Source organism: Pelagibacterium lacus (assembly GCF_003345525.1).
GTDB lineage: Bacteria > Pseudomonadota > Alphaproteobacteria > Rhizobiales > Devosiaceae > Pelagibacterium > Pelagibacterium lacus.
Map to the genome: position 1 here is coordinate 125,968 of NZ_QQNH01000001.1, position 17,481 is coordinate 143,448.

At 66.9% G+C, this 17,481-nt stretch carries 19 protein-coding genes; 7 read left to right on the top strand and 12 right to left on the bottom strand.

Features of this window, described 5'->3' with window-relative positions; genetic code table 11:
- Window positions 1-477 precede the first annotated feature (477 nt).
- A complete protein-coding gene (locus DVH29_RS00605) occupies window positions 478-1,644 on the top strand; it encodes a coiled-coil domain-containing protein (RefSeq protein WP_114644207.1) in 1,167 nt (388 codons plus the stop codon).
- 96 nt (window positions 1,645-1,740) lie between these two features.
- Here the strand turns inward: DVH29_RS00605 and DVH29_RS00610 are convergent, their stop codons facing one another.
- Window positions 1,741-2,190 carry a YcgN family cysteine cluster protein gene (locus DVH29_RS00610; RefSeq protein WP_114644208.1) on the bottom strand — a complete coding sequence of 150 codons (450 nt, stop codon included), beginning with the start codon at window positions 2,188-2,190 and terminating at the stop codon, window positions 1,741-1,743.
- 47 nt (window positions 2,191-2,237) lie between these two features.
- On the opposite strand from DVH29_RS00610, the gene DVH29_RS00615 reads away from it, so the two are divergent.
- The 3 genes from DVH29_RS00615 to DVH29_RS00625 are packed head-to-tail and all read left to right on the top strand — an operon-like array spanning window position 2,238 to window position 5,576.
- Window positions 2,238-4,457, top strand: a complete 2,220-nt coding sequence (locus DVH29_RS00615) for a transglycosylase domain-containing protein (RefSeq protein ID WP_245944834.1) — start codon at window positions 2,238-2,240, stop codon at window positions 4,455-4,457.
- Window positions 4,458-4,470: 13 nt separating this feature from the next.
- Window positions 4,471-5,034, top strand: a complete 564-nt coding sequence (locus DVH29_RS00620; protein WP_147275962.1) for a DUF1214 domain-containing protein — start codon at window positions 4,471-4,473, stop codon at window positions 5,032-5,034.
- Window positions 5,031-5,576 carry a DUF1254 domain-containing protein gene (locus DVH29_RS00625; RefSeq protein WP_114644210.1) on the top strand — a complete coding sequence of 182 codons (546 nt, stop codon included), beginning with the start codon at window positions 5,031-5,033 and terminating at the stop codon, window positions 5,574-5,576. The genes DVH29_RS00620 and DVH29_RS00625 overlap by 4 nt, the downstream gene beginning before the upstream one ends.
- 200 nt (window positions 5,577-5,776) lie before the next feature.
- On the opposite strand, the gene DVH29_RS00630 is transcribed toward DVH29_RS00625, so the two are convergent.
- Window positions 5,777-6,601 (bottom strand): hypothetical protein, encoded by an 825-nt coding sequence (locus tag DVH29_RS00630; RefSeq protein ID WP_114644211.1) that lies wholly within the window; start codon window positions 6,599-6,601, stop codon window positions 5,777-5,779.
- A gap of 342 nt (window positions 6,602-6,943) precedes the next feature.
- Here DVH29_RS00630 and DVH29_RS00635 point away from each other — a divergent pair, with 342 nt between their 5' ends.
- On the top strand, window positions 6,944-8,080 hold the full coding sequence (locus DVH29_RS00635) for a DUF2336 domain-containing protein (protein WP_114644212.1): 1,137 nt from the start codon (window positions 6,944-6,946) through the stop codon (window positions 8,078-8,080).
- 88 nt (window positions 8,081-8,168) lie between these two features.
- Here the strand turns inward: DVH29_RS00635 and DVH29_RS00640 are convergent, their stop codons facing one another.
- Genes DVH29_RS00640 through DVH29_RS00650 form a run of 3 tightly spaced genes read right to left on the bottom strand, consistent with a single transcriptional unit; the run spans window position 8,169 to window position 11,269 of the window.
- Window positions 8,169-8,495, bottom strand: coding sequence for a DUF1491 family protein (locus tag DVH29_RS00640; RefSeq protein WP_114644213.1), 327 nt, complete (start codon window positions 8,493-8,495; stop codon window positions 8,169-8,171).
- Between the two features lie 3 nt (window positions 8,496-8,498).
- Window positions 8,499-9,488: a peptidoglycan-binding domain-containing protein gene (locus DVH29_RS00645; protein ID WP_158541507.1), complete on the bottom strand. Its 990-nt coding sequence runs from the start codon at window positions 9,486-9,488 to the stop codon at window positions 8,499-8,501.
- Entirely contained in the window at window positions 9,485-11,269 is a 1,785-nt protein-coding gene (locus DVH29_RS00650) for a sensor histidine kinase (protein WP_114644215.1), read from the bottom strand. The genes DVH29_RS00645 and DVH29_RS00650 overlap by 4 nt, the downstream gene beginning before the upstream one ends.
- Before the next feature lie 316 nt (window positions 11,270-11,585).
- On the opposite strand from DVH29_RS00650, the gene DVH29_RS00655 reads away from it, so the two are divergent.
- Window positions 11,586-11,882, top strand: a complete 297-nt coding sequence (locus DVH29_RS00655; RefSeq protein WP_114644216.1) for a hypothetical protein — start codon at window positions 11,586-11,588, stop codon at window positions 11,880-11,882.
- 54 nt (window positions 11,883-11,936) lie between these two features.
- The gene (locus DVH29_RS00660; RefSeq protein ID WP_114644217.1) at window positions 11,937-12,371 is read left to right on the top strand and encodes a SufE family protein; all 435 of its coding nucleotides are present in this window, start codon (window positions 11,937-11,939) and stop codon (window positions 12,369-12,371) included.
- Here DVH29_RS00660 and DVH29_RS00665 read toward each other — a convergent pair.
- From DVH29_RS00665 to DVH29_RS00695, 7 genes are all read right to left on the bottom strand, one after another.
- Entirely contained in the window at window positions 12,364-12,861 is a 498-nt protein-coding gene (locus DVH29_RS00665) for a DUF6456 domain-containing protein (protein WP_114644218.1), read from the bottom strand. The genes DVH29_RS00660 and DVH29_RS00665 overlap by 8 nt on opposite strands.
- Complete coding sequence (locus tag DVH29_RS00670) at window positions 12,848-13,258, bottom strand: helix-turn-helix domain-containing protein (RefSeq protein ID WP_114644219.1); 411 nt, start codon at window positions 13,256-13,258, stop codon at window positions 12,848-12,850. The genes DVH29_RS00665 and DVH29_RS00670 overlap by 14 nt, the downstream gene beginning before the upstream one ends.
- 937 nt (window positions 13,259-14,195) lie before the next feature.
- Window positions 14,196-14,618, bottom strand: coding sequence for a Ros/MucR family transcriptional regulator (locus DVH29_RS00675; RefSeq protein WP_114644220.1), 423 nt, complete (start codon window positions 14,616-14,618; stop codon window positions 14,196-14,198).
- Between the two features lie 141 nt (window positions 14,619-14,759).
- Complete coding sequence (mnhG, locus tag DVH29_RS00680; protein ID WP_114644221.1) at window positions 14,760-15,104, bottom strand: monovalent cation/H(+) antiporter subunit G; 345 nt, start codon at window positions 15,102-15,104, stop codon at window positions 14,760-14,762.
- Window positions 15,101-15,424: a cation:proton antiporter gene (locus DVH29_RS00685; RefSeq protein ID WP_114644222.1), complete on the bottom strand. Its 324-nt coding sequence runs from the start codon at window positions 15,422-15,424 to the stop codon at window positions 15,101-15,103. Before DVH29_RS00685 ends, mnhG begins: the two co-directional genes overlap by 4 nt.
- Window positions 15,424-15,903, bottom strand: coding sequence for a Na+/H+ antiporter subunit E (locus DVH29_RS00690; protein WP_114644223.1), 480 nt, complete (start codon window positions 15,901-15,903; stop codon window positions 15,424-15,426). Before DVH29_RS00690 ends, DVH29_RS00685 begins: the two co-directional genes overlap by 1 nt.
- Window positions 15,900-17,474, bottom strand: coding sequence for a proton-conducting transporter transmembrane domain-containing protein (locus DVH29_RS00695; RefSeq protein ID WP_114644224.1), 1,575 nt, complete (start codon window positions 17,472-17,474; stop codon window positions 15,900-15,902). Before DVH29_RS00695 ends, DVH29_RS00690 begins: the two co-directional genes overlap by 4 nt.
- Window positions 17,475-17,481 lie beyond the last annotated feature (7 nt).

Consider the following 17,481-nt stretch of genomic DNA (forward strand, 5'->3'; position numbering starts at 1 on the left):
TCTTCCCTTCTCCCCTCGTGGGAGACTTCGAACCGTCCTTTGGCCAATCGTGCCGGTGGCACGATTGGAGGTGAGAAGGCCATGAGAGCTATGCTCGAATGGCTGGATCGCGAAGCGAGACGGATGAGGGGGCCAACAAGCACCCTCGCCCCCATCCCGCTCAGCGCCCCCCTCATCCGCCCCTCCGGGGCACCTTCTCCCACCAGGGGAGAAGGAAAGCTCGCCGCCTGCCCTCCAGCCCCCTTTCTCCCCTCGTGGGAGAAGGTGGATCGCGAAGCGAGACGGATGAGGGGGCCGCTGACTCTCAACGAACACCCTCGCTTCCAGCACCCCACCACCCCCAATCCCCCTTTGTGCCGCGCCGCGGGAACCGCTAGGCTAGGTCGGAGGTTTGGAGGGCAGGACCCCAGGGGGCTTCCCACCGCAGTTCGCACCCAGCCAATGGCGCTCGCAGCCGAGCAGGAAGAGGGATTTGTTATGGACGCAACCGAAATGCCGACCCGCAAGCCAAGCCCGATGATCATCGCGCTCGCCGTCATCGCCGTCCTGGGCTGGCTGGCCTTCGCCATCGTCTGGTACGCCCTCTCGGCCACCAGCGACGGGTTGCGCGGCGAGGTCGCCACCCTCACCGCCGATCGTGACGCGCTGGCCGCCGAGGTCGCCGCCCTCGAGGACTCGGGCATAACGCTCGACCAGCTCAATGCCGAACTCGCCAGCCTTGGCGCCGAGCGCGACGACATCGTCGCCGAGCGCGATGCGGCCCGGGCCGAGATCGCGGGGGCCGATGGCGAGCTCGAAGCCGTCACCGCCGCCCTTGCCGAGCGCGAGCAGCGCATCGGCAGCCTGCAATCGGACCTCACCGAGGCCGAGCAGTCCTTCTCCGAGGTGCAGGACCGCATCGCCCACAGCACCGCCGAGCTCGCCGATGTGGGCAGCCGGTTGCAGACCGCCCGCACCGAGGAAGCGCAATTGCGCGAGACCGCCGCCCAGCTCGCCCAAGAGGCCGCCGACGCCACCAGCCGCGCCGCCGAAATCGAGACCGAGACCCAGGCGGCCCGCGAGGCACAGGCCGATGCCCAGGCCCAGCTCGCCGAATTGCGCGCCAGCCAGGCCGAATTCCAGGGGCAGCGCGAAAGCCTCGAAGCCGAAATCGCCGACCTCCGCAACCGCCACGAAACCCTCACCGCGCAACTGGCCGACGCCCAGGCCCAGCGCGACACGCTCCAGGCCCAGACCGCCGAGCTGGCCGATACGGTCACCACGCGCGGGGAGGAACTGTCGAGCCTCGAAAGCCGCATCGCCGAGGCGCAGGCCGTGTCCGACGCCGCCGCCGAGACGGGGGCGGGCCTCGTGCCCGGCCGCTATCTCGCCACCGGGCTCACCCCGGCGCCCCTCACCTTCGCCTTTGGCGAGGATGGCGGGTTCACCGCATGGCGCGGCGCAGTGCTCTCGGCCGACGCGGCCCAGCCGGCCATGAGCGGCACCTATGCCGTGAGCGGGGACACCCTCACCATCGAGTCGGTGGATGGCGGCGCGGCCGATATCGCCACCCCGTTCGAATGCGCGGCGACCGTGGCGGGCGATCTCATCGCCCTTGCCGGCGATTGCCCGCTTTCGGGGCTTTCCCTGCGCCAGTTCCGCTAATCATTCTCGTTCCGCTAACTCTTATGGGAGCCCGTTAGAGTGCGGTCAGGAAAAGTTGCAGACTTTTCCGGTTCGACCGCACGACAAATCAATACTCTATTCCTCGGGCTCCCAGTCCACCCAGTCGACGATATGGCTTTCCCAATCGTCGATATCGGCCTCGCCCTCGGCCACGGTGCGCCCCCGGATCGACACCCCCACCCGGTGCACGAGGTCGGGATCGCCCGAGACCAGCGGATGCCACCAGGCCAGCCCCCTGCCCTCGGCGATGCGGCGATAGGCGCAGCTTTTGGGAATCCAGGCGATCTCGGACACTTTTTCCGGGGTGAGCTTGATGCAGTCGGGCACCTTGGCCTGGCGGTTGGGATAGTCGGTGCAGGCGCAGCTATCCCCGTCGAGCAGCTTGCAGCGCACATTGGCGGGGTAGATTTCGCCGCTGTCCTCGTCCTCGAGCTTGAGCAGGCAGCATTTGCCGCAGCCGTCGCACAGGGCCTCCCATTCCTCGGTGGTCATCGCCTCGAGCGGCTTGTCGTCCCAGAATGGCAAAGCAAATTTCCTCTTAACCTTTTGCCCCGAATTGACGGAGAATTGTCGTGACCTCGCCCGGTTCCACGCCCTACAATGGCGGGGCAAGCTGGTGGGTGCAGGGCAAGGTGCAAGACCCTTTCTATACAAAGCAGAAGCGCTCAAAGAGCAAGACCCGGCTTCTGGAAGCCGATGCCTGGCTCGATTCGTTTCTCTATGACGGCCTGCGCTCGTCCAGCCGGCTCTATACCCGCATCCAGGATTTTTTCTCGCTGTTCGCCGTGCGCGGCTTCAAGCGCATCTTCGTCGAGCTTTCCTCCGACGCCCTGAGCTTCGGGGCCATGGGGGCGGTGCTGATGACGGCGCTGGCCCTTTCGGCCATGGACGCCACCGCCTCGGGGGAATTCAACCGCGCCGAGGATTATTCGGTGATCTTCCTCGACCGCTATGGCAGCGAGATCGGCCGGCGCGGCATCCGGGCCGACGATTCGGTCGAACTCTCCGAGATCCCCGATTACCTGATCCGCGCCACGCTGGCCACCGAGGACCGGCGGTTCTACGAGCATTTCGGCATCGACGTCTTGGGCACCTTCCGCGCCCTGCTCTCCAATGCCGAAGGCGATTCCGGGCTGCAGGGCGGGTCCTCGATCACCCAGCAACTGGCCAAGAACCTGTTCCTTTCCAATGAGCGCACGCTGGAGCGCAAGATCAAGGAGCTGTTCCTCGCCTTCTGGCTGGAGACCCATTACTCCAAGGACGAGATTTTAAAACTCTATCTCGACCGGGCCTATATGGGGGGCGGTAATTTCGGCGTGGTCGCCGCCGCCGAATTCTATTTCGGCAAGCCGGTGCAGGATATCGACCTCGCAGAGGCGGCCATGCTGGCCGGGCTCTACAAATCCCCCACCCGCTTCGCGCCGCATGTGGATATCGCCGCGGCGCGCGGGCGGGCCAATATCGTGCTCACCAACATGGTCAATGCCGGCTATCTCACCGAGGGCCAGGTCACCGCGGCGCGGCGCCGTCCCGCCGCTCCCATCGACCGTTCGCACGAGATCGATTCGCCGAACTATTTCCTCGACTGGGCCTTCCTCGAAACCAAGCGGCTGGTGGGCGACAGCGACGAGATCGGCTTCGTCGTACGCACCACCATCGATCCGGGATTGCAGACCGCCGCCGAGGATGCGGTGGTATCCACCCTGCGCGAGCAGGGCGCCGCCTTCAACGTGTTCCAGGGGGCGCTGGTCGCCATGGAGCACAATGGGGCGGTGCGGGCCATGGTCGGCGGGGTCGACTACGGCCAGAGCCAGTTCAACCGCGCCACGGCGCCCAATCGCCAGCCCGGCTCGGCCTTCAAGCCCTTCGTCTATGCCACCGCCTTCGAGATGCTCGACATCACGCCGCGCTCCTCGATTTCCGACGCCCCGATCTGCATCGGCAATTGGTGCCCGCAGAATTACGGCCGCTCCTATCGCGGCTCGACCACCATCAAGTCCGCCATGGCAGCCTCGATCAACACCGTGCCGGTGCGGCTGTCGGTGCAGACCGGGCGCGAGCCCATCGCCGAGATGGCCCATCGGCTGGGCATCCGCAACGATTTCCCCGTCACCCGCTCGCTGGCCCTTGGCGTCGCCTCGGTCAGCGCGCTGGACATGGCCTCGTCCTATGCGGTGTTCGCCAATGGCGGCTTCCGCGCCACCGGCTACGGCATCACCCGCATCACCACCCTGCGCGGCGAAGTGGTCTACGAGGCCTCCGCTGAGCCCCATGAGCGCCTGCTCGACGATCAGGTGGTGCTGGCCATGAACGACATCCTGCACGCGGTCAATTACGGCGGCACCGGCGGGCGGGCGGTGGTCGAGGGCGTGCCCTCGGCGGGCAAGACCGGCACCACCAGCTCCTATCGCGACGCCTGGTATGTGGGCTATACCGGCAATTACGTCGCCTCGGTCTGGTTCGGCAACGACAATTATTCCGCCATGAACAACCTCACCGGCGGCAGCCTGCCGGCCGTGGCGTGGCAGAAATTCATGGCCTTCGCCCATACCAATGTCGAGGTGAAGCCGCTTTACGGGGTGGACATGGCGCCCCGGCCGCTGATCATCGCCGATTCCGAGACCGGCGAGGAGGCCGAGGGCGTTCCCCAGCGCGCGCCCACCCTCACCGGCGCCGCGGCGCTCAAGCTGCTTGATCTCTCGGACAAAATGCGCGAGGCACTGGCCAATGGCGCGGGCGGCGGCATGATCGAGGCCAATGTCCCGTCGCTTTTGACCAACGAAAGTCTCTAGCTTGGGATCGATCTTGCGTTTGCTGCTGGGGCTTACCATCGCGCTCTGCGTCGGCTTCGGCGCCAGCTATTACGCGCTCACCGACGGGCGGCTGGTCGCGGCCGTGCGCGTCGGGCCCTGGGCCGCCTGGCCCGATGTGGGTCAGCCCGATCCCAATCCCTATACCCGCGCCTTCCTCGCCCGCAACGGGCTGCTGCAACTGGGCTATGCCGAGGGCATCCAGTTCACCGCCTTCACCGATTCCGACGGCCAGCCGCTCGATGCGAGCTGCCATTACGCCCTTGCCGGCTTCGTTCCCGGCCACAGCTTCTGGACGCTGGAGGCCACCGATCTCGACGGCGCCAACATCGCCGCCTCGCCCGATCTGATGGTGCTGCAAAGCGAGCGCATCGCGCGCACCGGCGATGGCGCGATGGCGGTGGCGGTCAGCCCGCGCCTCGCCCCGGGCAACTGGTTGCCCATCGTCGGCGGCGGCCCGTTCCGCCTGCAACTGACCCTTTACGACGCGGCGATCTTTTCGGGCGCCAACACCGATATCGACGCCATGCCGGCCATCGAGAGGGTGGTCTGCCCATGATGCGCTGGCTGTTCTGGATCGGCGGCGGGCTGGTGCTGGGCGGGCTGATCCATCTGGTGGTCATCCTCACCCTCCCCGCCCAGGCCAGCCGCGACATCTGGCACCGGCTCGAGGTGCTGGGGCCGGTGGAAGCCATGGCGGTCCTCCCCGATATCGCCCCGGGCCAAGCCAATCCGCTCGGCCTCGACCCCGAGCTTTTATACGGCGTCTGCCGGCTGGAGCTGGGCGACGGGCCGGGCATCGTCAATGGCGAATTGCCGCTCAGCTTCTGGTCGGTCTCGGTGTTCAACCCGGCCGGCCACGTGATCTACGCCACCACCAACCGCTCGGGATCGGGGGATTTCCTCGACATGGGCCTGTTCAACCCGGCCCAGACGCGGCTCCTCGCCGAACAGCGCTTCGAGATCGCCGAGGGCCTGCTGATCGTCGAGGCGGGCGGCAACGACGCCGCCGTCGTCGTGCGCCTCGCCCCCCCGCACCCCGCCATGCGCGACCGCTACCGCACCATGCTGGAAAACCTCACCTGCCAGACGATAAGGTGATCTGGCCCTTGCCAGCTCAGCACCCCCCTCATCCGTCTCGCTTCGCGATCCACCTTCTCCCACCAGGGGAGAAGGAAAGATGGGCGCTGCCTCAGGGATTCCCTTCTCCCCTGGTGGGAGAAGGTGGGCTTTCGCGATAGCGAAAGGTCGGATGAGGGGGGCCCTGAGCCAGCCAAACGCGACCACGCCAGCCATCCCCCCTATTTCCGCACCAACTCCACCCCACCCCCGCCGGTTTCGAACCGCGAGGGGAGCGGGGTGTCCTTGAACACCAGGCCGTCCCCGCCGGTGAGGCAGAAATCGCCGGCCCGGGCCCGCTCCACATAGGGCTGCATCCGCGCCAGTTGCGCGTCGACCAGCCGGCCCTCCTCATGCGGGGTCTCGACCAGCAGCCGCTCCAGCGCCAGCGAATAGGACGTGAAGCGATAGTCGAGCGCCCGGGTGAACCAGGCGATGGTCTGGTCGTTCTCCCATTTGCGCGCCGCCACCTCGGCCGGTCCCTCTTGCGCCCCCAGCGCCACATGGGCCACCGCGATGGCGCGCTGGCGGTCGACCTCGATCACCCGGCAGATCGCCGCGAAGGTTGCGGGCAGCGTCGCGATATCGAGGGCGATGTCGTTGCCGACCTTGCCATAGCGCACCCGCGAGGAGGCATAGCGCGTCGCGCGCAGCGTTTCGTAATAGCGGTCGGCGAGAAATTCCGTGTCGCGCACCCCGCTCAATCGCGTGCGCTGCATTTCCACCGCCGTGTCGTAAAACCAGTCATGGGCGTGGGGCGCCACGAGGAACCGCCACACGCGGTCGTGCATTTCGCGTTCCTGATCGGTGAGGTTGAAGCGCGAGACCGGCTCGCCCGCATGGGCGGCGCGGGCCTGGCCGGCAAAGGGCAGGATCTCGTCATGGAGCACGCTGGGCGCGGCGCGGCCGAAATCGCCCACCGGGCGCGCCGCGCACCCGGCCAGTGCGGCGCACGCGATCACCCCCATCGCGACGCCCGCCGCGTTGCGCCGCCAGTCGATGGTCAAGTCGTCAGCCCTTGCGCCTGTGCGTCAGTTTTCCGCCCGGCGCCGTGGTGGACGGCGTCGTCCCGCGCTCATACCGGACCCCGGTGAACAGCACGATTTTCGCCGGTCCCCTGCCCGCGACGACGGACCTCGGAACGCTCGGTTTCGCCCTGGGGCTGAATGTCAGCAGCATACCCATGATGGCCTCTTTGCTCCAGATCGGGAAGCCCTGAGCCCCCAAGCCGGCACCATGCCAATTCCGGCTCCCGATGCGCCATTAAGAGTTCATCAAGGTTAACAGTCCGCTAACGAATTGTCGCCAATATTGGCGCAAACAGGCAATTCCCACTGACGAGTCGGCGAATGATTGGCTTTCAGCCCTATGAAACCTTCCAGTTGCTGATCGAAACCGGCGGCATCGAGCGGGCCAACACCCTTCTGGTCGCCGCCTGCGATGCCTTTGCCCGGCGCGCCAATCCCAGCCGCTCCGAAGCCGAGCAGTTCGAAGCGCTGGTCACAAGGCTCTTTCCCACCGCGGCGCCCACCGCCCGCGCCCGGGCCGCGGCGCTGCTGGCCAGCGCCCCAAAACTTTCGCCCGAGCTCGAACTGCTGATGATCGAAAATCTCGGCGCCGGCCTCATCCCCCATATCGAGGCCATGCCCAGCCTGTCCGACGATCTCGTCTATCGCCTCATCGAAAAGGGCGATGTGGAGGTGGTGGCCGCCATCGCCCGCCGCCCTGATCTCTCCAATGGCGTCCTGGCGCGGCTGTTCGCCGTCAACAGCCGCAAGGTCTATCGCGCCCTGGCTGACAATCTCCGGTTCAGCCCGCGCGGCGCCTTCCTCACCGCCCTCACCCGCTCGGCCGAAATGGATCACGAGGTGGCCGCCAGCCTTGCCCGCCGCCCCGATTTCGACGCGGCGCTGCTCACCGCAGTGTTCTTCGACCTTCCCGAGGACGGGCGTCTCGATGTCATCCGCGCCTATGCCAAGCGCAACCTGCCCCAGACGCCGCTCATGCGCACCTTCGAGGAGATTTCGGTGGCGACCGGCGAGTTCACCACCGCGCTGATGAAGCTCTTCGCCGAGAACCGCCGCCCCAAGATCACCCGGCTGCTGCATCAGGTGACCGGGCTCGACGAGGTGCGCTGCGGCGAGATCGCCCATGATACCAGCGGCGCGGCGCTGTTCGTCGTCCTGCGCGCCTTCGGCTGCACCGCCTATGACGGGCTCAAGGTGCTCATCCATGCCACCAGCCATGATGGCGACCGCTCGCGCGCCCTCGCCGCCTTCGCGCGGCTGTTCGAGGATGTGAGCGTGGCGTCCATGGTCTATGTGATGAGCGCCTGGCGCGGCGATGTCGCCCTGGCCGAGCTCACCAAGCCCGGATATGCCCCCTTCGCCCCGCGCAGCGCCCGCACCCCGGCCCGCGCGCAGACCAAAGGCGACAAGGCCCTCGAAGCGCTCGACGGGCTCAAATCGGCGCGGAAAGCAAGCTAGGAGTGCGGTCAGAAAAAGTTGCAGACTTTTTCGGTTCGACCGCGCGACCAAGCAAGAACTTAGATCTTCGGGACAACGTCCGGATGATCTAAACTCCAATATCGTCCCCGCGCATGTCGAGGGACAGCACCCAGATATCGGGGTCGAAATCGATCTCGCGCGCGATGCGCTCGGCGATCCTTTCCGGCTCCACCCGCTCGAAACGTTTCTGGAACACCCGGTCCCCGTCGCCCTCGCCCTGTGCGGCGCTCGACATCTGGGTATGGAGCGAGCGGGTGCCGTCGAGATGGTCGACCTCGATCCACACCTGCCCGGCAATGGCATCGCCCTTGCGCGCCACGACGCAGAAATTGCCCAGCCCGTTGTGCCGCCGCACAAAGGCGGCGCACCAGATGTCGGACCGCACCGCGCTCATGGTCTATAAATAAGCGCCGGCGGCCACCAGCATGTCGCGCAGAAGCGGGCTGACTTCGCCGGTCGGGTTGTAATTGTTGAAAATCTGGAACTTGCGGATGGCGCGGGCCGTGGTTTCGTCGGCCACCCCGTCGACCTGTCCTTGCAGGAAGCCCAGCCGGGACAGCCCGCGCTGGATGTCGCTCACCAGCTCGCGGTCGAGCGCCGCCGGAATGGTCGGCTGCGCCGCGGCCTCGCGCACCGGCTCGGCGGCGGGAGCGGGTTCGGGCGTGGGGGCCGGAGTGGGCGAAGGCGCCGAAGTCGCTTCAGCCTCTATCTGGGCGACCAGCGGAGCGATGGCGTCCGCGGCCGGTTCCGCCGTCACTGCTTCGGCCCGCTGGACGGGTTGCGGCTCCGGCTGGGGCGGGGCCACCGGCGCGGCGGCGGCGCCGTTGACCGTCGCCTTCTTTACCGCATCGATCACCTGCGGCGTTGCCGCCCCGGTGCGCGGCAGGCCGAACCGGGCTTCGAAGGCCCGGATGGCGTCGGCGGTCTTGGGGCCGTAATAGCCATCCACCGTCCCATCGAACATGCCCATTTCCTTGAGCTTGGCCTGCATGTCGGCAATGTCCTGATTGCCGATCGAGGGCGCGGCCTCAGTGGCGGCGGGAGCCGTTGCCACCGGCGCTTGCGGCGCGGGGGCGGGGCTGGCGACGAAACTGCTCGCTTCGGGCCGCGCCGGCACCGTCTCGGGCTCGACCACCACCGGGGTGATCGGGGCCGGCGTCGCGACGCCGGCGTTCTGGGTGCCGAACAGCGGCGCGGGGTGGCGCGTTTCCTGCAGATAGAGCGCGTTGGTGCCCGCCATCAGCGTCAGCCCGGTGGCCAGCACCAGTCCCGACGCGGCCAGCGGCGAGGCAAGGAATTTCTCGGCGCTCCAGCGGCAGGCCCCGGAGAGTCCAGCCCAGGCCCCGGCCCCGATCGCAGTGGAAACGTTGACGAGCGTCGTTGTCATGATGTTGCGCTTTTTCTTTCGTCGTCTTGCCATGTCTTTTCATCCGTCTCGCGTCTGCGCTCATCGAGGTGTTCCACCGGGGCGGCGCGGGGCGCCGATGCCGGTCCGTCGATGGGCAGCAGCACGGTGACCCGCGTCCCCATGCCCGGTTCGGAGGCCACCGAGAGCCGTCCGTCATGCAGCGCCACCAGCCCCTTGACGATGGAGAGCCCCAGCCCCGTCCCCTCATAGCGCCGCGACAGCCCGTTCTGGGCCTGCAGGAACGGCTCGCCGATGCGGCTCACCGTGTCCGCCGGCATGCCGATGCCGTCATCGCTCACCGAGAGCGCCAGCATCTTGCCCTGGCGCTTGATGGCCAGGCGCACCCGCCCGCCGTCATGGCTGAACTTGATGGCGTTGGACAGCAGGTTGATGATGATCTGGCGGCAGGCCCGCTCGTCGCCCACCAGCTGCGGCAGGGTTTCGGGCAAATGCGCGGCGATCTCCACGTCGCGCTCGCGCGCCAGCGTCCCCACCATCTTGAGGCAGGGATCGACGAGGCCCTGCGGCGCGAAGGGCTCGGCGTGGATCTCGAACTTGCCCGCGTCGAGCTTGGACATGTCGAGCAGCATGTTGACCACTTCAAGCAGGTGATGCCCGCTCTGGCGGATATGGCCGGCATATTCCTGATGCGTGGGGGTGAGCTCACCCCCGATCCCCTCGGCCATCATGTCGGAAAAGCCGACAATGGCGTTGAGCGGGGTGCGCAATTCGTGCCCGATGGTGGCGAGGAAGCGCGTCTTGGCCTCCGAGGCCTCCTCGGCCTGGGCGCGCGCGGTGCGCAATTCGTCCTCGACGCCCTTGCGGGCGCTGATGTCGCGCAGGATGGCGACGATCGGGCCCGGGCGCTCCCCATGGCCCTCGCCCAGCACCGTCAGCGCCATCTCGATCCAGCGATAGGCCGGCGCGGCGCCCGGCATGCCGTCCAGCCGCACGCGGAATTCGATCAGCGCCCGTCCGCCGCCCCGCGCCACCTCCGAGAGGGCCTTGGCGTAATGGGGCCGGTCGAGCACGTGCAGCCGATCGAAAAAGCCGGTGCCCGTCACCTCGAAGGGCCGCGCCCCGATCAGCCGCGTGATCGAGCGCGAGGCCTGGGTCAGCCGTCCGGCCGGGTCGAAGCACACCACCGCTCCGGTCAATTCGTCGATGGCCCGGGTCATGGCCGATTCCTGCGTCCCGCCCCCGGCCCGGGCGCGGGCGCGGATGAAGCTGGCCAGCGACAGCGCGGCCATGGTCAGCGCCGCCCCGGCGCCCAGCACCGCATAGCCGGTTTCGACCATGGAGCCGCCGGGGGTCATCGCCCCGGCCAGGACGGCCCCCACCATGGCGGCCAGCGGCAGGACGAGATCGCCCGGCCGCACGCTGCGCACCATGCAGATGGCATAGACCAGCGCTGCCATGGCGACCAGCAGCCCGCCATTGAACAGGCCCGGCCCCGCCGCGAGGGCGAGGGCGACCATGCCCAGCCCGGCCTGCTGGGAGAGCAGCCCCTTGTCCAGATCGCCCTGGCGCTGGAACAGCGCCGCCAGCGCCACGGTGGCGGCAGCAGCCGCCACCAGCGCCAGCGCCACGGGCCGCCCGGCGGCGAAGTCGTGCAGCGCCAGCGGGCCGGCGGCGACGAGGCCGATGGCCATCACCGCATTGCCCGCCATTTGCAGCCTTGCGCGGGAAAGGTCCCCGGTTCCGGCCAGACGGCCGAACACCGCGCTCACCGATGCACCATCAAAAAAAACGTTACGCATATACTGCTCGAGGTTTCGCCCGCGCTCTGGTGCGGACGCTCTGGAAGGGTTGTCCCGACGCCTGGCCGTACAGTTTCATCCAAGCCCTAAGACACGATTAAATCCGGGGCCGGGCGGCCGGCTATCGGCACCGCATGGGGCGGGAATCGGGGTGTTTCTGTCCCTAGCGTAAACAGAGTCTTGCCTAACCGGTTCCTGCCGCTTGCTTGCCGATTTGAATAAAATGCGATGCAAATTTTCGCTAAATCCGCCACAGGGCGTTGAGGCGCCCCGCTTACCCTCTCCCCATCAGACGACCAATCGGTGAGATCTCGCCATGTTCCTTGTCCGCTCCGCTTTCTGGCTCACCGGCGCCTTCCTGCTCATGGCGCCCAGCGCCGGCATGGATCTGGGCCAGTCGGCCCGGGCGACCGGCGCGGATCTGACGCGGCAGGGCACCAGCGCGGTGATCGGCCAGATCGAAGCGCAGGACTGCGCCTCGCTCGAATGCAGCATCGGGCGGCAATTGGTGATCGGCGCCCTTACGACGCCCGTCGCCCCGCAGCCCGCCCTTGCCGAACCTCCCTCCCCCGCTCTCGCCTTCCCGCCCCCGCGCCCCGCCTGGGCCTATTGAATTTCCCTTGCCCGGACGCTTCCAATCGGGCGCGATGCGCCTTACATATTCCCTATGAGCACGCCCGCCGCCTTCCAGGATATCGCCGACAACCTCTCCTTTCTCGAGGATTGGGAGGATCGCTACCGCTACATCATCGAGCTCGGCCAGCAATTGGCGCCCCTTTCCGATGACGAGCGGCTCATCGAGAACAAGGTGCATGGCTGCGCCTCGCAGGTGTGGCTGGTCACCGACAGCGCGCCGGGCCCCCATGGCACGGTGATGCAGTTCCGCGGCGATTCCGATGCCATGATCGTCAAGGGGCTGGTCGCCGTCGTGCTGGCGCTCTATTCCGGCCGCACCGCCGCCGACATCGCCCAGACCGACGCCCTGCCGATCTTCGACGGCATCGGGCTGCGCGAGCATCTCTCCACCCAGCGCTCCAATGGCCTCGCCGCCATGGTCGCCCGGGTGCGGGCCGATGCCGAGGCGGCGACCCGAATCAGCTGAATTCGCGCGGCACCGCCCCCGCCCCGTGCCAGCCGCGCTGCCGCCCGCCCTCCGGCCCCGCCGCCACCGGCGACAGCCCCAGCCGCGTGGCCAGCGCGTCCAGCCCGATGCGCAGCACCAGCTTGGCGCTGCGCCGCGGCCAGCCCCGGTCGCGCTCGATCTCCTGCAAGCCCTTTTCGAAGCCGCAGACATCGATGACCACCCCGGCGCAATCGCCGGGCAGGCCGGCCAGCAGCCGGTTGAGCCGCGTCCGCGCCTCGGCGGCGCTGTCGGCGATATCCGCCGCGCTGCCGATGCGCCGCGTGCCCCCGACCCGCGGCCCGTAATGCATGGTCACGTGGCGGCGCAAATGCGAGCGTTCGAACAGGCGCTTGACGATCCGCACCGTTTCGAGGTGATGGGGCGCGAGAAAGGCCGGCTGGCCGCCCTGCGGCCGCGCCAGCGCCATGACCGGCGCCAGGTCCGGCGCCGCAGGATCAGCATTGCCCATGATGCCGCGCCTCCCCTGCCGCCCCGGTTGTCGATGTCGCCGGGCTGGCGCAACGCCGGGCGGTAACGCGGCGCTCGATGGCGTCGAGCGCCGCGTCGAACACCGGATCGTCGCGCAAATCCTCGACCACGGCGCAGGCATGAGCGACCGTGGTGCGGTCGCGCCCGAAATACCGCCCCACCTGCGTCATGGTGAGCCCGGTCAGCACATGGCACAGATACATGGCCGTCTGCCGCGCATGGGCGGTGGGCATGGGGCAGCGGGAGCGCGCGAAGAAATCGTCGTGCCGCGTACCGGTCATGCCGGCCACGGCCCTGACAATGGCCCTGCATGTGCGGCCCTGTCGGGCCGAAATCGAATGCTTTGCGTGCCGTTCGGCGGAATGCAGGATAACCATAGGACCACCATCTCATGATTAGGAGATAATTCCTATAGCGGATCGGATGTAGTGCGGGGATAAGTCGGGTGGGCTTGAGGCTGAGGTTTGCGCCCCCGGCCCCACCCCACCCCTCCCTCCCCGTCAAGGGGAGGGTGATTCCGGGGCTTGGAGAGGACGGTGGCCATCCCCCCCAGCGCCACACCTCCCCCCTTGCGGGGGAGGCTGGGAGGGGGTGCCGGCGCCAGCCGGCATGGGAAATCGCCCCAACCCCGCTCCCTGCACCGCCCAACTTCCCTCCCCCTTGAGGGGAGGGATTGAGGGTGGGGGTGGGCCAAGGGAACAGACGCCGGAATTGCCGCGCCGGGCCGGCTCAGCGCCCCCTCATCCGTCTCGCCCTGCGGGCGATCCACCTTCTCCCACGAGGGGAGAAGGAAGGCTTGCCGCCGCCTCATTCTTCCCTTCTCCCTTCGTGGAGTTGGAAATATCGGCGCCGCCCCACGGATTCCCTTCTCCCCTCGTGGGAGAAGGTGGGCTTTCGCGATAGCGAAAGGTCGGATGAGGGGGCCAGCGCTTCGGCAATCTCCCCACCCCCGCTTATGCCCCCGGCCCCACCCCACCCCTCCCTCCCCGTCAAGGGGAGGGTGATTCCGGGGCTTGGGGAGGACGGTAGCCATTCCCCCAGCGCCACACCTCCCCCCTTGCGGGGGAGGATGGGAGGGGGGAGCCGGCGCCAGCCGGCATGGGATCGCACCGCCCAGCCTCCCTCCCCCTTGAGGGGAGGGATTGAGGGTGGGGGTGGGCCGAGAGAACAGACGCCGGTGTTGTGCGCCCGGCCGCCCCCCCCGCCCCCCAAAAACGCAACAGAGGCCGCGCGCCGCGCAGCCCCTGTCAAACACATCGTCGCCGCCCGCATCCCCGCCGCCCGGCGGGAAAGTCCTCAGGCGCCTGTCTCAGGTTACGCCGCCTTGCGGCCCAGTCCATTTTCCTTGGCCAACTTGGAACGGGTGGCCGAATAGGAGGGGGCGACCATCGGATAGTCGGCGGGAAGGCCCCATTTCTCACGGTATTCTTCCGGAGACAGATTATAATGGGTCCGCAGATGGCGCTTCAGCGATTTGAACTTCTTGCCGTCCTCGAGACAGATGATATAGTCAGCAGTCACCGACTTGCGCACCGGAACGGCCGGCTTCTTTTCTTCGATCGGCTCGACGATATCTTCGCTTCCCAGGGACAGAAGCGCCGCGTGCACGTCGGCGATCAGTTTGGGAAGATCGGTCGGGCTGATAGCATTGTGGCTGACATAGGCCGCAACGATATCGGTGCTGTATTCAATCAGGTCCTGGGTGACCCTGATCTCCGTGTCGGCCGGAGCACTCATCACATTATCCTCTCTGACTTTAGGAGAATTGTTCTCATACGCTGACATGTCAGCGATTCACTGTAAGGGAGATACTGTTGTTTTCCCGGATTTGCAAGTGTGTGCCCACAACTTGTCAAAATTAGGGGAAAACAAATTTATTCAATTGGCGTCCGGACGCTCGTTCATTTCGTCCAGTGCAAATCCCCCGGCCGGGCGATAACCGGCAATATAGGCGGCGCGGGCGAAAAGATGTGCCGAGATCGGCGCGGTGAGCATGAAGAAGACGATGCCCAGCAGGGCCCGCAAGATCACCGCCGCGTCGAAACTGACCAGCGCGATGGCCAGCAGCGCCAGCCCGGACCCCACCGCCCCGGCCTTGGAGGCGGCGTGCATGCGCGAATAAAAGTCCGGCAGGCGCAGGATGCCGAGGGCAGCAACGAGGCTGAACAGGGCGCCGGCGATCAGCATCAGCCCGGCGAGATAATACAATCCGTCCATGATCATCGCCGCGCCTCCTCGCGATGGTCCTCTTGCGCCGCCTTGTCGATTTCCCAGCGTTGCAGGATGAAACGGGCGAAGGCCACCGTCGAGAGGAACCCCACCAGCCCCAGCGCGATGGCGATGTCGAGATAGAGCATGAAGCCGGTGCGCAGCGCGATGACCACGATATAGCCGATGGCCACGGCGACCAGCATGTCGAGCCCCAGCACCCGGTCGGGCAGGCTCGGCCCGATGACGATCTTGCAGACCGTCAGCAACAGGGCCAGCGTCAATATGCCCAGCGAGATCGTGGTGGCCAGATGCAGGAATTCCGGTCCGCTCATCATTGGAACGCCTCGATGATTTTCGCTTCGAAGCCGGATTTGATCGAGGCGATCAGCGCTTCGCGGTCGTGCATTTCGAGGGCGTGGATATAGAGCACGCGGCGGTCCTCGGCGACGTCGACGCTCAGCGTCCCCGGCGTCAGGGTGATCAGGTGGGCCAGCAGCGTGATCTGCACGTCGGTCGAGACCGTCAGCGGATAGGCGATGATGGCCGGGGCGATCTTCTGTTTCATATTGGGCGAGAGCACAAGCACGGCCACCCGCCAGGCCGAGAGCGCCAGTTCGGTGAAGAACAGCAGCGCCAGCGACAGGATGCGCCGCAGGCGCAGGAGGAGGTGCGGGCTTTCGATGCGCTCGCGGATGAACAGCCCTGCCCCGACCCCGATGGCGGCGCCGAGCAGCAGGTTGAGCACGGTGAAGCTGCCGGTGACGGCGGCCCAGACCAGCGACAGCGTCACCACGAGAAAGACGAGGTTCATGTCCGCTCTCCTCCGAACACGGCGTCCACATAGCGGTCGGGCGAAAGCAGGTCATGGGCGGCGATCCCCGAGGCCTCGAACAGCCAGTTGGGAAACAGGCCCAGCCCGACGATCAGCGCCATCAGCACCGCCGTCGCCCCCAGGCCGAACCCGGCCTCGCGGCGGTCGAGGCGGCGCAGCTCGGGATTGGGCTGTTCCGAGCGCTCGCCCTCCGGGCCGTTGCGCCAGAAGATATGCGCCCACAGCCGGCTCATGACGATCAGCGTCAGGAAGGAGTTGACGAGCAGCGCCCCGGCCAGCCACCAGTTCCCCGCCCTGATGCCGCCCTCGACGAGCAGGATTTTCGGCCACAGCCCGAGAAAGGGCGGCAGGCCCGAGATGAGGAACACCATGATGAGGAACAGGATGGAGAGCGGCGTGCTCGCCCCATAGAGGCCGCCCATCGACAGCGTGTCGGTGGCGCCGGTCATGCGCTCGATCAGACCGGCCAGCAGATAGAAGACCGTGATGGCCAGCATGGAGTGGACGGCATAGAACACCGCCCCGCCGAGCCCGTGCACGGTGCCGAGCGCAAAGCCGGCGAAGATGGCGCCGATGCCCCCGATGACGAGGAAGCCGACTGCGCGTCGGAGATGGGTCTGGGCGAGGGCACCGAGCGGACCCAGGATCAGAGTCGCGATAGCGACGGCGACGATCACCGGCTGCAAATGCACAATGCTCGCGGGAATGGCCATTGTCAGGACTCTTATCGCCGCATAAGCGCCAACTTTCGTCAACAAACCACCAAAGATCGCCGATACCGCCACGGCGGGGGTGTGGTAGGAGGCGGGCAGCCACGCATTGGCCGGGAAGGCCGCCGCCTTGACCGCAAAGGCAAAGAGGAACATCAGCGATACGGCGAGCAGCGGGCCCGTTTCGATATTGCCTGATTTTTCAATGAGATCGGCGAGGTTGAGCGTTCCGGTCAGGCCGTAGAGATAGGCGATCGAGACGAGGAACATGGTGGTGGCGAGCAGGTTGAGAAAGCCGTATTTCACCGCCCCGTCCAGCTGCACCTTGCGCCCGCCCAGGATCAACAATCCGAACGAAGAAATCAGCATAACCTCAAACCACACATAGAGATTAAAGATATCTCCGGTGAGGAAGGAACCGCTCACGCCGCACAAAAGCAGCAGCAGCATGGGATAGAATCCGAAGCGCTCCTCCCGCTCGGTCAATTCCGATTGGGCATAGACCGCCACCGCCATCGCCGCCGCCGATGCGGCGAGGGCAAATACGGCGCTGGTCATGTCCGCCGCGAAGGTAATTCCAAACGGTGGCAACCACTTACCCATGGTCATGGCCAGCGGGCCTGCCTCGAAAATCCGCAGGACGAGGTAGAGATTGGAGGCAAAAATCGCCGCGATCACCAGCATGGCGAGGCCGAATTGCAGCCGCCCCTGCCCGCGCAGCATGACCAGCAGGCCGGCCCCGAACAGGGCCAGCGCGACCGGCCATACCATCACCCAGTCGGCCGCCGCGGTCGGCGCCTCGATCATTGCTGTTGGGAAATCAAGGGGTTGGCTGGCCATCGCGTCC